General features: G+C 58.4%; 12 protein-coding genes and 9 pseudogenes. 9 read left to right on the forward strand and 12 right to left on the reverse strand.

Features of this window, described 5'->3' with window-relative positions; translation table 11 throughout:
* Positions 1-307, forward strand: a pseudogene (locus NKJ40_RS14540) (ATP-binding cassette domain-containing protein); the annotation flags it as partial.
* 58 nt (positions 308-365) lie between these two features.
* Here NKJ40_RS14540 and NKJ40_RS14545 read toward each other — a convergent pair.
* Positions 366-854 (reverse strand): annotated as a pseudogene (locus NKJ40_RS14545) (ABC transporter permease subunit); the annotation flags it as partial.
* Between NKJ40_RS14545 and NKJ40_RS14550 the strand changes: the two are divergent.
* Positions 841-1553: pseudogene (locus NKJ40_RS14550) on the forward strand (IS6 family transposase). The pseudogenes NKJ40_RS14545 and NKJ40_RS14550 overlap by 14 nt on opposite strands.
* A pseudogene (locus NKJ40_RS14555) lies at positions 1550-1660 on the forward strand (IS6 family transposase); the annotation flags it as partial. The pseudogenes NKJ40_RS14550 and NKJ40_RS14555, both read left to right, overlap by 4 nt.
* On the opposite strand, the pseudogene NKJ40_RS14560 reads toward NKJ40_RS14555, so the two are convergent.
* Positions 1647-2873: pseudogene (locus tag NKJ40_RS14560) on the reverse strand (ATP-grasp domain-containing protein); the annotation flags it as partial. The pseudogenes NKJ40_RS14555 and NKJ40_RS14560 overlap by 14 nt on opposite strands.
* A gap of 330 nt (positions 2874-3203) precedes the next feature.
* Here NKJ40_RS14560 and NKJ40_RS14565 point away from each other — a divergent pair.
* The 3 genes and pseudogenes from NKJ40_RS14565 (at position 3204) to NKJ40_RS14575 (ending at position 5856) form a co-directional block, all read left to right on the forward strand.
* Positions 3204-4135 (forward strand): annotated as a pseudogene (locus NKJ40_RS14565) (IS630 family transposase).
* 425 nt (positions 4136-4560) lie between these two features.
* A pseudogene (locus NKJ40_RS14570) lies at positions 4561-5478 on the forward strand (alpha,alpha-trehalose-phosphate synthase (UDP-forming)).
* 75 nt (positions 5479-5553) lie between these two features.
* Positions 5554-5856: a hypothetical protein gene (locus NKJ40_RS14575; protein ID WP_352466615.1), complete on the forward strand. Its 303-nt coding sequence runs from the start codon at positions 5554-5556 to the stop codon at positions 5854-5856.
* Positions 5857-6018: 162 nt separating this feature from the next.
* Here the strand turns inward: NKJ40_RS14575 and NKJ40_RS14580 are convergent, their stop codons facing one another.
* The 10 genes and pseudogenes from NKJ40_RS14580 to NKJ40_RS14625 form a co-directional block, all read right to left on the reverse strand.
* On the reverse strand, positions 6019-6267 hold the full coding sequence (locus tag NKJ40_RS14580) for an ATP dependent DNA ligase (protein ID WP_352466616.1): 249 nt from the start codon (positions 6265-6267) through the stop codon (positions 6019-6021).
* The gene (locus tag NKJ40_RS14585; RefSeq protein WP_352466617.1) at positions 6207-6848 is read right to left on the reverse strand and encodes an ATP-dependent DNA ligase; all 642 of its coding nucleotides are present in this window, start codon (positions 6846-6848) and stop codon (positions 6207-6209) included. The genes NKJ40_RS14580 and NKJ40_RS14585 overlap by 61 nt, the downstream gene beginning before the upstream one ends.
* Before the next feature lie 225 nt (positions 6849-7073).
* Positions 7074-7220 (reverse strand): hypothetical protein, encoded by a 147-nt coding sequence (locus NKJ40_RS14590; protein ID WP_352466618.1) that lies wholly within the window; start codon positions 7218-7220, stop codon positions 7074-7076.
* Positions 7221-7924: 704 nt separating this feature from the next.
* Complete coding sequence (locus tag NKJ40_RS14595) at positions 7925-8194, reverse strand: hypothetical protein (RefSeq protein WP_352466619.1); 270 nt, start codon at positions 8192-8194, stop codon at positions 7925-7927.
* Between the two features lie 280 nt (positions 8195-8474).
* Complete coding sequence (locus NKJ40_RS14600; RefSeq protein ID WP_352466620.1) at positions 8475-8978, reverse strand: hypothetical protein; 504 nt, start codon at positions 8976-8978, stop codon at positions 8475-8477.
* Positions 8979-9036: 58 nt separating this feature from the next.
* Positions 9037-10203: a hypothetical protein gene (locus NKJ40_RS14605; protein WP_352466621.1), complete on the reverse strand. Its 1167-nt coding sequence runs from the start codon at positions 10201-10203 to the stop codon at positions 9037-9039.
* 263 nt (positions 10204-10466) lie between these two features.
* Complete coding sequence (locus NKJ40_RS14610; RefSeq protein ID WP_352466622.1) at positions 10467-10811, reverse strand: hypothetical protein; 345 nt, start codon at positions 10809-10811, stop codon at positions 10467-10469.
* Positions 10811-11176: pseudogene (locus NKJ40_RS14615) on the reverse strand (transposase); the annotation flags it as partial. The pseudogene NKJ40_RS14615 and the gene NKJ40_RS14610, both read right to left, overlap by 1 nt.
* A 113-nt stretch (positions 11177-11289) precedes the next feature.
* Positions 11290-11607 (reverse strand): hypothetical protein, encoded by a 318-nt coding sequence (locus NKJ40_RS14620; RefSeq protein ID WP_352466623.1) that lies wholly within the window; start codon positions 11605-11607, stop codon positions 11290-11292.
* 170 nt (positions 11608-11777) lie between these two features.
* On the reverse strand, positions 11778-12140 hold the full coding sequence (locus NKJ40_RS14625; protein ID WP_352466624.1) for a hypothetical protein: 363 nt from the start codon (positions 12138-12140) through the stop codon (positions 11778-11780).
* A 73-nt stretch (positions 12141-12213) separates the two neighbouring features.
* Here NKJ40_RS14625 and NKJ40_RS14630 point away from each other — a divergent pair, with 73 nt between their 5' ends.
* The 3 genes and pseudogenes from NKJ40_RS14630 (at position 12214) to NKJ40_RS14640 (ending at position 14064) form a co-directional block, all read left to right on the forward strand.
* The gene (locus NKJ40_RS14630; protein ID WP_352466625.1) at positions 12214-12621 is read left to right on the forward strand and encodes a hypothetical protein; all 408 of its coding nucleotides are present in this window, start codon (positions 12214-12216) and stop codon (positions 12619-12621) included.
* Positions 12618-13069, forward strand: a pseudogene (locus NKJ40_RS31895) (DUF3846 domain-containing protein). Before NKJ40_RS14630 ends, NKJ40_RS31895 begins: the two are co-directional and overlap by 4 nt.
* A complete protein-coding gene (locus NKJ40_RS14640; protein ID WP_352466627.1) occupies positions 13066-14064 on the forward strand; it encodes a hypothetical protein in 999 nt (332 codons plus the stop codon). The pseudogene NKJ40_RS31895 and the gene NKJ40_RS14640 overlap by 4 nt, the downstream one beginning before the upstream one ends.
* Positions 14065-14236 lie beyond the last annotated feature (172 nt).

Genomic DNA, 14236 nt, shown 5'->3' on the forward strand with positions numbered 1-14236 from the left:
AGAACGTCACCGCCGGCTATGGCAATGGCATCGTCAAGGTTCTGAAGAATGTCGCGCTCGACATCTATCCCGGTCAGACGCTGGCCGTGGTTGGCCAATCTGGCTCCGGAAAGTCGACGCTGGCGCGCGCCATCACCGGCCTGCTGCCGCCACAACAGGGCGAGATCATTTTCGATGGCCGCAAGCTCTCCAACCGGCTGACGGACCGCAGCAAGGACGATCTGCGCCAGCTTCAAATGATCTACCAGATGGCGACGTGGCGATGAACCCGCGCCATACAGTCGGCACGATCATCGGCCGGCCACTTCTCGCCCGGCGGATAGAGGGTCGCCTCGATGCGGAGGTTGCGGATATCGAGCAAGATATCAGCCATTGCCGCGCCCTCCCTTGAGGTCGGTGGTCCGGTTGAGGATCCAATCGGCGACCAGATTGACGGAGATGGCAAGCGCCCCGATCGCAGCTGCGGGCATGAGGGCTGCAGAAATGCCGAAGACAATGCCGTCCTTGTTGTCTTTCACCATGCCGCCCCAGTCGGCTTGCGGCGGCTGCACACCAAGGCCAAGAAGGGACAGGGCAGACAGGAAGAGCACGGCAAAGATGAAGCGCAGGCCGAGTTCGGAGACCAGCGGCGACAGAGCATTCGGCAAGATCTCGCGGAAGATGATCCAAGCGCGGCCCTCGCCGCGCAGCTTGGCCGCCTCTACGAAGTCCATCGCGTTGATGTCCGCGGGGACCGCGCGTGACAACCGGTAGCCGGTAGGGCTTTCGATTACCCACATCTCTTGCAGCGGCGCTGTCACATTGATTGAGCGGTAAGGAAATTGAGGTAGCAGCGTGCCCATGACCGTGAGTGCACCGACCTACAAGAACCACCGCTATCCGATCGAAACCGTAGCCCGTGCTGTCTGGCTCTACTCCGCTTAATCTGAGCCTGCGCGACGTCGAGGAAATGCTGCTCGATCGCGGGATCGTCGTTTCCTACGAGACCATCCGCCGACGGTGCCGAAAGCACGGCCCTGATTGCATACGCCGCAAGGCTCCGACGAAAGGCGATGTCTGGCACCTCGATGAAGTCGTGGTGCGCATCAAGGGTCAGAAATGCTGGTTGTGGAAAGCGGTTGATCAGGACGGATATGGGCTCGACGAGATCGTCCAGACGCCCCGCAGCACCAAGGCGGCCAAGCGCCTGCTGACGCGGCTTCTGAAGAAGCAGGGCGTGCCGCCAAAGCGTATGGTCACCGACAAATTGCGCGCCTACGGGGCGGCCAAACGCCAGGTCATGCCGAACGTGGAACACTGCTCGCATAAAGGCTTGAACAACCGGGCGGAGAATTCTCACCTGCCGTTCCGAAAACGGGCGCGAACGCGACAGGGTTTCCGGTCGGTCGGCTCATTGCAACATTTCGTGTCGATCTTCTCCGCAGTCCGAAACCTCTTCGTCCCATCCCCGCCAACCGCTCCGCGACAAATTCGAATCCATCGACGTCGCCATGGCCGCGTGGGAAGCCGTGAGTGCACGGCCCAAGGATTGGGGCGATAGTGCCGGTGCATGAATACCCGTGTCGTCAGCTATAAACGTCATCGTTTTGCGCCCCAGATCATCACTCGTGCCGTGCGGCTGTATTTCCGGTTTCCACTGAGCCTGCGCCTGGTGGAGGAAAGGGTGTGATCGACCAACCGATTAAGTCGACAGCACGCTGAAGTATCGCCTCGGTCCGAACACGGCTGGGTGAAACGGCGATAACATGTCCCATATAGTCTCGGTAATCGCCTTTTCTGACGATCGGCGTCTTGGGCTCAATACGCAATTTGACCTCGGCGACACCTGGCACGGCAGCCGCCTGACTGTCGCCATTGATCCAATCGAGGATGCCATCGCGATCGGGGAGCAGGGAGCGCCAGCCGGCAATGTGCGAATGCGTTCTGCGCAGATCGCATTTTTCGCCGATGACAAGCTTGATGTGCTCGATTGTGAGATCGACACCGTAAGCCAGCTGAACCAGTATAGGATCCCCTCCCCCCATACGCGGATTGACTTCAATGACGACCGGGCCGCGCTTCGTCCACCGGAATTCAATGTTCGTTGGTCCCCAGCCAAGGTCGAGAGCTCGCAAACAGCTCAACGAAACATCGGCGATACGCTCATGCTCCTCATCAGTGAGCGAGGCCGGAAAGGTGTATTCACGAAAGAGAAAATGCGGTGGGGAGTCAAACTCAGCTGCGGCAATCGCAATGACCTCATTTCCCATTATGTTAGCGCCGTAGTATGGGCCTTGTGCGAATTCTTCGACCAGTATCCTCGGCGCTGATCGCCATATGTGCTTTCCGCCCAACAGATAGGTCGTATGTTCGGCCAACTCGTCGACGTTGCGGCACAATCGAACACCGCTGCTGCCGCTGCCAACAGCTGGCTTAAGAATCACCGGCAGGCCGATTTCCGCGGCAGAGCATTCTACCTCCGCCGCATTCGCTGCCATGCGATAAGCAGGTATTGGAATGCCGGCCTCGCCGAGGAGCTCACGTTGAATGAATTTGTCGCAACATCGTTCAACGGATGTGGGGTTCGGTCCCGGTAGATGGAAATGCCGGCAGAGCTTGCCAACTGTCGCATAGAACGACTGGTCGGCGCTCCAAAAGCCGGTAATGCCCGCAATGTCATAGGTCGCACGTAGCCTGGAACATTCGCTGATCAGCGCATCGAGATTGTCTGTATCGACACGGATGGCCTCAATGCTTTCCGCCGCAAGATAGTCGTACTGGGCTGGATCAGCCGACAGGGTAATTGGATGAAGACCAAGACGCTGGGCTGCTTGGACGTATTGCAGACCCATACGCCTATGGCCTTCAACCAGGATGAGCGCTTTTCTTGCCATTGGCTGTCGACCCTCCGTTAGGTGCTGTGCGGCGGTCGAGGTAAATCGGCATCAGCTTCTTCAGCCGTGCCGGACCTCAGACTCTGTGGTGAACGTACCATTGTTAGGGATTTGCGATCGTAAAGATTCTGTAAAATCATTTGAAATCCTGCCCGCCAGTTGCCCTGATGCCAGCCAGTCGCCCTGATCATCGGCTGGCGTCCCAAATGGAGACGACGCCTTCTCCAGGGTGTGCGCTAGAGCGGTTTTGCCAAATTCGGAGTCGCGGGTTTGCGTTGAGTGGCTTGTTCTGATTCCCTGATCGAAGTGATTTGCGAAAGGAGCAACGGCATGGCGCGAGCCTACGGCGTGGATTTGCGAAAGCGTGTGGTCGAGGCGATAGACGAAGGTCTGTCGACCCGGGCAGCGGCGCGGCGGTTTTCGATCGGGATTTCGACGTCCGGCGCGTGGTATCGCGAGTGGCGTTCGCGTGGCAGGCTGGAGCCTGGCCGGCAGGGCAAGCCGAAGCTTTCGAAGCTGGATGCGCACGAGGCGTTCATTCTCGCCCTGGTGGAGACCGACGAGCGGGACATCACGCTTGCTGAGATCGCCGAGCGCCTTGCCGAGCGCGGCGTCAAAGCCGGCGTGACGACGGTCCACGAGTTCTTCGCAAAGCGCGGCATCACGTATAATAAAGACGGCGCACGCGGGCGAACAGCAGCGCCCGGACGTTTTGGCCGCGCGAGAAGACTGGTTCGACGGATAGCTCGATCTCGACCCAAGCCGCCTGATCTCATCGACGAAAGTGGCCTCAATACAAAGATGGCGCGGCTTTGGGGTCGCTCGCCGCGCGGCGAACGTTGCCGGGCGGCCGTGCCTCACGGGCATTGGAAGTCCACGACCTTCACGGCGGGCTTGCGTCTCTCAACGGGATCGCCGCGGACGGTGCGATGGATGGCGAAGCGTTTCTGGTCTACCTGCGCCGCGTCCTTGCGCCGACGCTTCAGCCCGGCGACGTCGTCGTGATGGACAACCTCCCGGCTCACAAGGTAGCCGGCGTTCGCGAGATCATCGAGGCGGCCGGCGCATGCCTACGCTATCTTCCGCCCTACTCGCCGGACTTCAATCCGATCGAGATGGCATTCGCCAAGTTGAAGGCCTTCCTGCGAAAGGTCGCCGCGCGATCCATTCCAGAACTGTGGGACGCCGTGCGCCTCGCAATCGATCGATTCGAACCAAAGGAATGCGAAAACTTCTTCGCCCATGCCGGCTACGATGCGTGACCCAAATTATTCCGAAAACGCTCTAGTACAGACGCGCCAACCGCCCGAACGTCCGCACGGTGAAGAGTAGTGCCCTCCGGCTGCGTTTCGACATCCCTCCATTTGGCTCGAAAAACCTCATATCCATCGGTCTTCGGCCGGCCATACCAGCCCCTCTCTCCATTCGGGCGAGCACCCCACCCCAGTGGCTCGGCGCGAGTTCAGCGTTGACCCCAATCTTGCGCAAGGAAGGACAGCGGCGCTATCACATTGATTGAGCGGTAAGGAAATTGAGGTAGCAGCGTGCCCATGACCGTGAGTGCACCGACCTACAAGAACCACCGCTATCCGATCGAAATCGTAGCCCGTGCTGTCTGGCCGGCAGCGGACTATCCTGGGTACTATCAAGGTTTGCGAATTCAATATTGTGGCCGGCGCTCCACTCGTTGCTCGACCGGATCTCAGGCTCAGAAGAGCATTATAAAAGTTATCGCGACATCAACGCCTTCATGGCGCGCGCGGTGTCCGAATTGGAGGATAACGAGGCCTTCTGGGTTCATGACTATCATTTCCTGCCGCTCGGCGCTGATTTGCATAAGCTCGGCATTGACCGGCCGATCGGCCATTTCCTGCATACGCGATGGCCCGAGTCTGACATGATGGAGCGGGTGGCCAATTCTGGCGAGCTAATGAAATCTATGCTCGAGTATGATCTGCTCGGTTTCCAGACCGACCGTGATGTGAACAATTTCCTCGCCTGTGTCCAATCTCATTTGGGGCTGGAGAGCAAGCACGGGGTCGTTTTCTCGGAGCATGGCCAGACGCGATGCCAAAAGTTTCCTATAGGCATCGATCCGAAGCAATTCGCACGGTGTGCTGCGGATTCGCTTGCGGAGAAAGCCTATATTTCGCAGTTGAAACTTGGTGGAGCAAAGCTAGCTTAGCTAGTTATCGGCGTCGATCGGCTCGACTATACCAAGGGCATCGACAACCGGATCAAAGCTTTCGAACTGCTGGCAGCAGTCGAGCCGCAAAGTGTCTCGCTCTTGCAAATCGCAACTCCCTCACGCGGCGACATCCAAATGTACAGTGAATATCGGCGCGACGTCGAAAGCCTCGTCAATCAAGTCAATGACGAGCATGGCACGGACGAGTGGAGGCCAATCATCTATGAGAACAGGTCGTTCACCCAAGCTGAGTTCGCGGGTCTTTACCGCGCCGCGCGTGTTTGCGTAGTGACGCCGTTGCGCGACGGCGTGAATCTTGTGGCGAAAGAATATATTGCTGCACAAGATCCGAGTGACACCTCCCACTGGATGGCGCCGGCCTGTCGTATTCGTCGACGGCCATGGTTCGAGCGATAGGAACCATTGGCAGTTCGAGCTTCTTTGCGGCCTGTCCCCCTTTAAGCCCAACGATCTCATCATCCCGCCTGGCTGATGTTCCCTGAGATCGACGCGATCGATGCCGTGTTCGCGCAGCTTGCGTATAGCCTGCATGGCGGCTTCGTCGTCGGGAAAGAGATAGCGACCGGCGGGATCATAGGACGTCAGAAGGCGGCTGCGCCGGAGTTGAGTGTAAATCCATTTCGGCGGAATGCGCAGTCGCGCAGCCAGCTCCGTGACGGCAAGTCGTCCTTCGACCTTGGGCCAGCGGGTGCGCTGCCGCGCGGTCATGATGCGACGGCGAAGACGGACGCCCTGGACCGTGCTTGGGGGCACTTCATCGACGCGCCGTGGTGAGCGATGGCCTTCAGCGGTGAGGAGGCGGGCGATCTCATCATCATGGACGCCCTTGGAAGCCAGCTCGCTTAGTGTGATCGAGCCGATAGCATCCTGGGCCACCACCGACCTCGAGAAGGCGCCAGGCAGAAGGCGCCTTGGGCGGTCCTGCGTCATCACTTCTTACAGAAACTCGTCAGCCGACCGGTCTTCGCGAATACCCTTGAACGATGGATGGCGGAGCTGATGATCCTCGGTCCATCCGCGGTATTCGACGTCGACGACAATCTCCGGCCGCGTCCAGACTGCACCTTTCACTTTGAGGCCGGGAACAGGCGACTTCTGGGCTTCAACGGCTTTGAGCCGGCGCATCATGTCTGCGCCGGTGCGTGCATTGAAGCCTGTGCCAACGCCGCCGGCGAAGACCAGCATTCCTTCCTCGACATTCGCCAGGAGGATACTCCCCAAGCCGCCGTAGCTGTTGCCTGGCTCGTAGCGATGACGATGAACTCATCGCTCAGAACGCATTTTGTCTTTACCCATTCCTGGCGCCCGCCGGATCGATATGGACTGGCGCGAAGCTTGGAAACGATGCCCTCGAAGCCGAACTGGCAGACTTGTGCGAGAATGTCGCTGCCACGGCTGATCTCGTCGCTCAGAACAATGCCGTTTGGCGGCGTCTCACCCAGCAGATTAACCAGCGCTTTGCGCCGATCGACGAGTGGCCGATCGCGAAGATCTTCGCCGTTAAGCTTGAGCAGGTCGAAGACGGCAATCATGATGTCCTGACGTCTCCCGCCGCGGCCAAGAGCCCGCTGAAGGCTGGAAAAGTGCGACAAGCCCTTGTCGTCGGCGACGAACGCCTCACCGTCTATTATCGCGTCCGAGGCGTCGAGCTCGGCCACCGCCGTTACGATGGTCGGAAACTTGACGGTCCAGTCGTGGAGGTTGCGGGTAAGGATTTTGACCTTGCCTTTGTCGAGATAGACCCCCATTTGATTTCGTGTAGCCATTCAGGGCCCTGCGGGACGCGGTCGACCAGCGTCGGCAGGAGGGGCGGGATTACGCCGGCGGCAATACTCGGCCGGTCACGGGCACTGGTGGTACGGCGCGCCCATTTCATGACGCCTTCCGATCCCGTGATCTGAAAAGCGAGAACGTCACGCGGCCGTCATCCCATACCTTCGCCACATCGACTATGGTCAGACGATCGACCGGCCCGATCTTGGAAGGCAGCATCATTGTATCGAGCAGATAACACCGGCAAACATCGAACCGGTGCGGTTGAACAAGCGAATTGCCGCCAATGTCTCGCGGTCATCCATGGTGTCGCCCCAGCGGTCGACGATCGACTGGACTTCCCAGCTGTTGCTGTGCTTCGCCATGGCAACGGCAAGCTCGCGCCGGACCTCGCACCGGACGGCCTCATCAAGGCAAATGACCGCGGTCTCGCTCATGTCGAGAGAATATACAGCGGTCCAATTTGTTCCAGCACCTTGACCGCAATAGGCGGTGGCCGGAGTCTCCTCTCTCGAACGGCGGAGAGGCTTGGAGCGATATTGTGCGATCTTCTCTGATGTGGCTCGGTCTGGCTGATTGCCGGGGCGATGTTGCCGCTCAGCGGGCGGTGGACCCAGAGAAGGACGAACTTGCCGAGATCATCGAAGCGCTGCCGAACGGGCCTTTCACAACGCGGGAAATAGCTCTCCGGGTTGCTGACAGTCCTCTTTCAAAGAAGCGCTCGCCGGCTTCATCGAGCGAAGCGGCGCATTCTCGTCAAAGCGGTTCGGGAGGTATCTGGCGCGATATGCCGCAACGCGGATCGGCGGGCGATGGATCGAACAACTGCCTCGTGACAGCAACAGCAATAGCACCGTTTGGCGCGTGGCCGGCGAGGGTGATCATTCGTCGTCGTTGTCTAGCGATCCGGAAGCAGAGTTTCCCGGCTGGTAAACCCCCACGGGACAATAAACCCTGACAGGCGAGCACTCATGGGATCAAGGGCATCAAGTGCGCAAGAGAGGACGGCGTCCACCGCATTGACCGGAAGCAGACGCCGTAGAGATTCAGGGATTACTGGCTAGGGGCATCAGTGCGGAAGGTGCTTTTCCAGCCAGTCATTCACGTCCTTCTTGCCCCACCCTGCATACGGGCGTCGAAGCGAGATGACATAGAAATTGTCGTTGCCATCGAGATGCTTTTTGAACCGCTCATATACCTGATTCACCGTCTCGCTGGTGGAGATGGCATAAGACGATTCGGAGAGCCTGGCCCAACCCGCGCTGGCCTTCACTTCGTCAACAATTTTAGGGCGCGCAGTCTCCTTGTTGAGATCGTAGGTTACAATAAACGTCGACATATAAAGATTCCCTTATGTGGAAACCCTTGGTCGGGTTGACAGAGAATCGATTGCGAGTATCCTCGCCTTATGTCTTCGACATGCCGCATCCCGACCAAAGGTTTTGCGGTTTATCGACACGGAGCCGGGGTTGCCGCCCCGGCTTTGTCGTATCGAGAATCAGCGTATGCTGATCTACCGCAAGCTAAAGGCGACTCGTTTTTCGCGTCAATGTTATGATGTCAGGATTATTCAGGATGGAGCCACATCCTGACTCAAATCCGCCAAGGAGCCGAAACGGCTAAGTAGCCGCAAACGGCTTCCCGACTGCCTGTTCCAAGACAGGCTGCGCCGCCTTCATATCGCTGAACATTACAACGAGAGCTGCACCGAGCGTCTCAAGGTCCTGCTTTTTCCGCATGAGTTGGACGTGCTTTTTCACTTCGTTGATTGATGTCTGCAGTTTCTTCACTGGCTGCTCTTGCTCTGGCGGAAGGTTGACCGTGAACGCCCCCAAGCCGCTATAGAGCCGAACTAGGCTGGCCGAAACCTCTTTTCGCTTCTCCGGGTCGATCGCGCCGCTCGTTCCTATCTCTTCGGTGAAGGCGTTCAGCAAGTCCATAAATTTCTTCGTCTCTGAAACGAGACTCTGAAACTCCTGCACCTTCATCTCTTCGACGCGGTTGATGCGAGCTTCATAAAGCGACCAATAAACGCCAGCACAGCCGGCAGCACCTGTTGCCAACGACGCGACCACAGTCCCCAGAATGTGCGTACGAGCAAAATTTTTGATCGCCGTCAGCACGGTTGGCTCCTATCGGGCCGGGATCATCCCATGATCGCGGCCTCCCCCAATAATATAGCTATTCGTGGCCGAACTTTGAGCTTCCGGCCGCCAGGCTATCTTTCTTTATCGTTACGTCTGTCTTAAGACCAACGGAATCTTTGGTGGCTTCGCGTCTCGGGCAAACCTCATCTTCCCACAGATGAAGATTGGCGTATATCTCCATTGTCTGGCGGATGTCCGTTTCGAGTTCCATGTCGCAGATCGAGACCACCGCGTTGGCGGAGTTTAGTACATTTGTGTCAGTCGCCTCCTGCGCGGTAATACCAGAACCTGACAGGGCGAGCATAGCCGACACATAACCGGCCATAGCCGCTTTCTTCATGGGACGGCCAAAGTAGCCGGGCGAATGTATTTCGACGTTGACTCCACCAAAATACGCCTTGTCGTAGTAAGCATCGATCGCTTCATGGAATTCCATATCCAGAAATAGCTGAAGCTCCCCTTTCTTCAGCGCAAGATATTGAGATGCAAAATAGTTTGTAAGATCGACCGCCTTATTTAGGTCATTGAGATCGATGTCATCCTTGGTAACGCGGATTAGATTTCCGGACGACTCTTTCCATACATAGTCGCCGTATGCATGGGAGTATATTTCACGCCGGTCATCCTCACGCGTTACCTGGATTATGGCCTGCCGATTTTGCATTAGCCGTATCAGCCGCCGGTTGAACTGCTGCTTGGCCAGATTGATCGGAAGCCACTTCACTTTGCGCGCGGGAATGCTTTCGCCTGGATACCGGTGACTCTCCACCGTGAAATCCGGATCGAAATTGTTCATGACTTCACCGAAGAAAACTGTCGAGCCGTATCCCTTCCCAGGGACTATAATCAGATCCCCGGCCTTTGCTTCCGCATACAGGTCATGGACTTCGTGAACAAACCTCGGGGCTTCCACCGCCACCGTAGTAACCGCATAATCGTCCGGATTTCGGCTCGGCTTGTCGTCCAGGACCGACCCGCGTCGACGCCATATTGAGATGCGCCTCGCCATCCGAAGCTTATTGCGAAGGTTTGTGTCGTTAATCTCTGGAGGCGCAGAGAACGCGATACCAGGGAGGTCAAGAAACACGGAATCGGTGGCTTGAAAATCGCCGTAGAACCGCTTCCCTTCACCGGGATGCAGAACGAATATGCGATGGTCATCTGGCAGAATCCGAATTGCCGGATCGACAATTATCGTCATTTCCCCCCCCGAGCGAATCGCTTGCCCGTGACAACCACTACCCGACAAGGATAAGTTTGTCAGGTTTGCCTTGTTCACCCAGTAAACGTTTCGGTGCTTTTTCGGTGGATTAAGAGAGTACGTCGGTTCTTAAGCACGAACCGTTGCGGACCTTATAACGGGAACGGGGTCACGACCGTTTTTGCCTACGAATTTCGGATCATTAGCCAAGCGCACGTCCGGGTGATAAAAACGGCCACAGCGCTAGCAGGCCGTTGAAGAAGTCAGGCTCTTTCGCAAACGAAGCCGGAATCGTCGGCGTTGTGGATGTAGAAGTGGCCGACGAGGCGACCTGCAGTGCCAAAGACAACCCAGCCGCGGCCACAGGCTGGGTCGTTCTCATCATGCCCCTCCCACGAGAATTCCGCGCAGGCTGAACCATCGCGGGTGCCATAGCGGACATCGAGGAAGCCCTTGAGTGCGCCGAAGGCGATCTCGCCATCCGCCGAGCCTTTGAATGTCAGATGGGCTTCCTCGACGAGATCGAGGAAGTCGTTATCCCAAACATCCATCTCGATGATGCGCCAGCGGCCGGCGAAGGCCTTGGCGAAGCCGGGAACCTTGGCCATCAGCCGGTCTCCGCCATGAGCTTTGGCAGTCGCACCAGATTGTAGGCAGCGGCTGCGAAGGTGAAGGCCCATCCGACACGGTCGCGGCCGCGGAACCTGGTCTTGTGCTGGCCGGCCACGACCTTGATCCAACCGAACGCCTCTTCGATGCGCTTCCCGATGCGCTGGCTGACGGCATAGCCGCCATGTCGCGTCGTGCGCCCGTCGATCGCGGAACTGCGGCCGCTCGTGTTCTGCGCTACATGCGGCGTCACCCTCATCGAGCGTAGCTCATTGACGAAGTCTTCCGCGTCGTAGGCCTTGTCGGCGCCGAGCGTGATCGCCTGTGGCCGCTCCGCTCGAGGTTCGATCATATATACATAAGCCTCTACTGCGAAATTCCCGCGTTTGGATGAAACTAATCCGGAAATCCGGAAATCCGAAGTTGTACAATCACCTCGACATTCGCGAGTAAGTTGCACAGGAAGTAGCGCCGTCGCTACCGCTCGACCGAACATGCCCCGTTTAGTCTGTTGTAGCTTCCGAACCCGTTCATCATTTCATTGAGAGCCTTGCAAAGGCACTCGGCCTGGGCGGCAACAAGCTCGGCTCTGTGGTGTTGCTCATCAACTTGTTCGGCCAGGTAGTTCACGCATTCAATCGCCTCGTGAGGCGTCAGACTTCCCTCGCAATGCGGATCGCCAAATGTCGCGAGTTGTGGGCCAAGCTCAGGAACACGGCATATCGTTTCAGATCTCACGGAACATGGCGTTAGTGCCATCGCGCATACCGCGCCGATCCAGAACGGCTTTGCCATAAGAATATCCCCCGGAAATCAGGCGCATCCTCTGCGCTAATTGGGTACGAGGCAAGCTGTCATGCCGTGCCGAGATCGGCGTGTCATACTAGCTTCCACTGGCGAGCATTCGGCATGCTGCTGGCACTCGTGGGCCATGGTGGTCGCCGCGCGTCTTGACGGCCTGCTTGTCACCTTTCGTTTAAACGGTCCCTGGTCATGACCGCGACGCGGGAAAGTGTCAGCCTCAGCGCTTCCCGCAAATAGCTTATCCGTATCTGTTCGAGTGGCCCCTTGTCCGCCTCCGGCAAGTCCTCCAGGTCTCGCAGAGCCGTCAAAAGCTCTGAGGTTGGAGAGGTCAAATCCGGCCCGTCGAAGCCTAACAGATCGATTGTCATTTTTCGTACTACCATGATCCGCCCTGATTTGGGACGCGTCTTCGGCTCATCCTCATCGGCGGAGACAGTCGGCGAGGGCGCGGGCGGCATCTGCGCAGGTTTCGACGGCAGGGCGTCGTTTGGAAACAGTATGCTAGCATGGTCGATCTCAGCCACTTTACGCCACCTCCTCTTCGCTCTTGGCAGCCCCGAGTGGGCGCAAGCGCAACATGCAGCTGCGGAACAGCGCTTGGTAGGCAATCACGGCAAGCCCGATGCTGCCGCTGCCGTGATGTTCCCGAGTGAGCGCAAGGCCGAAGCCCCGCCTCCTGCCGGCAAAGACGACGATCCTGCTGCGATACTCTTCAAGGATGACGCGGCCAGGAAGGACGTGGATTACGAGCGTGCCGTTGGTGGAGAGCTTGACCAGTTCGCCTTAGATGCGATGAAAATTGGCGACAGTGAACAGGCTACCGCCTTGAAGGCGGCAACGGTAGCACTGAGCGAGGATTTCCGCGCCTCTGGAACCGATCCCACCTCAATCCAGGAAGCTTTCACGATCGTTCCCGCTGCTCCGCGCGAGCTCGGGAGCAGAAGCGGTCTCCTGCCCCTTTGGGCACGAGACCGCTTCGCGGAGAAAGAAAGGGCTAGACCATGAAACAGACTGCTTACCTGCTGGACCCCGAAACCACGATCTTTCGGGCCGTCGAGCTTCCGGCCGGAATCAGCTTCAAACCGATCTATGACCTGATCGGGTGCCGCTTGATCGAGGTCGTGCGCTTCGATGAACGGCATTCCCTGTTCGCTGACGAGGAAGGCTTGCACGACAGCTTAACCGCCTTCACCATCTTTGAAGGATACCCGCAGCCGCTGGCCGGCAAACTCGTTCTCGTCGGCGGTGACGGAAGCGAACCCTACTACTCTGCCCCTGATCAGCCTTGAAGACGCTTCGGCGCATTTCAAGTGCTGCCGTCCGGTACTGGACCCGGTGTTTGCCACCAACGACGAAATGACGGCGGGAGGGCTGATCATCTCCGGCGCATTGATGGGCTTGCAGGTCAAGGATTGACCGCCGTGCCCCGACCTTTGTCGAAGGAGAGGCATGATTAAAATCCCCATCGTGGAAAATCGAAGCCTCGCCATCGTGACAGGAACCTTCGCCGCAAACATTGCGACGAAGGATATCGAACACCAGTTCGACGCACTGACCCACTTTTCAGACCGGCGCGCGAACGCCGAACTTGACGAGTTGGCCGACCGAGTAAACGAGTTTGCGGGCTATGTCGTGGAGCTGTGGGAGAAGGCGAGCGCACTGAACCCCGAACCAGAGATCGAGGCTTTCACCCGCCGCCACGTCGAGTTGACGCGGCGCTATTGGGCGGCGGAAGGTCGCTGCATGAACTGGTTTATCACTGGACCGGCCCGCTTTCCCGTTGCCCGCAACGAAAAGCGGATGAAGATTTCCGATGCCCGCCGCGCCGATCTTACCGCGCATTCAGCAGCGGCCCGGAAAGCGGTGAAGCGGAAAGCCTTCCCCCAGAGGGCGGATGACGAGCCGATCCGCTCGGGCGATCCATCAGCGTTGCAACGGATCATGGCAAAGATCGAGGACCTGGCCCTGTCGATCGACAAGATGAAGGCCGCGAACTCCATCCCGGCGCATGGAAAAGACGGCGCCGACGACGCAGCCATGATTGCGGCGATCGTCGCCCGGACCGGCCTTTCGGCAGAATTGGCGGCACGCGGCGTCGTGCTGGCCGACTGGCAATGGAAACGCGGATTCGGCACGGCGGGCAACCGTGCAGAAATCCGCCGCCTACAAGGGCGGCTGAAATCCCTGACGCGGATGCATGAGCGCGGAACGCAATGCCTAGAGGTTGAGACACAGGCCGGAGCCGTGGAGATCAAGGAAAATGCGGACATGGCGGGCATTCAGATGATCTTTCCCGGCAAGCCCGACGAGGCGACGCGGCGGGCGCTGAAGGCCAATGGCTTCCGCTGGTCGCCGTCGCAAGGCGCGTGGCAGCGGCACTTGAACGAGGCCGGGAGATGGGCCGCCGAACGGGTGATGAAGGCGATCAGCGCCGAAGGGGCCGCATGAGTGCGGCCCCTTTCGGGCGTCCTGCCCGCCGCCATGTCACCGTAAACGATACGCCGTCGCAGCTTGGCGGAAGCTTCACCGTCTCGATTGTCGAGACGCTGGCCGAAAATGCGGTGAAGGTGGCGTGTCTGGTACGGACGCGCAATCGCGCAAGGCTGGGAGGCGTGGAAGG

It is taken from the genome of Mesorhizobium sp. M0119, assembly GCF_040322615.1.
Classification (GTDB): domain Bacteria; phylum Pseudomonadota; class Alphaproteobacteria; order Rhizobiales; family Rhizobiaceae; genus Mesorhizobium.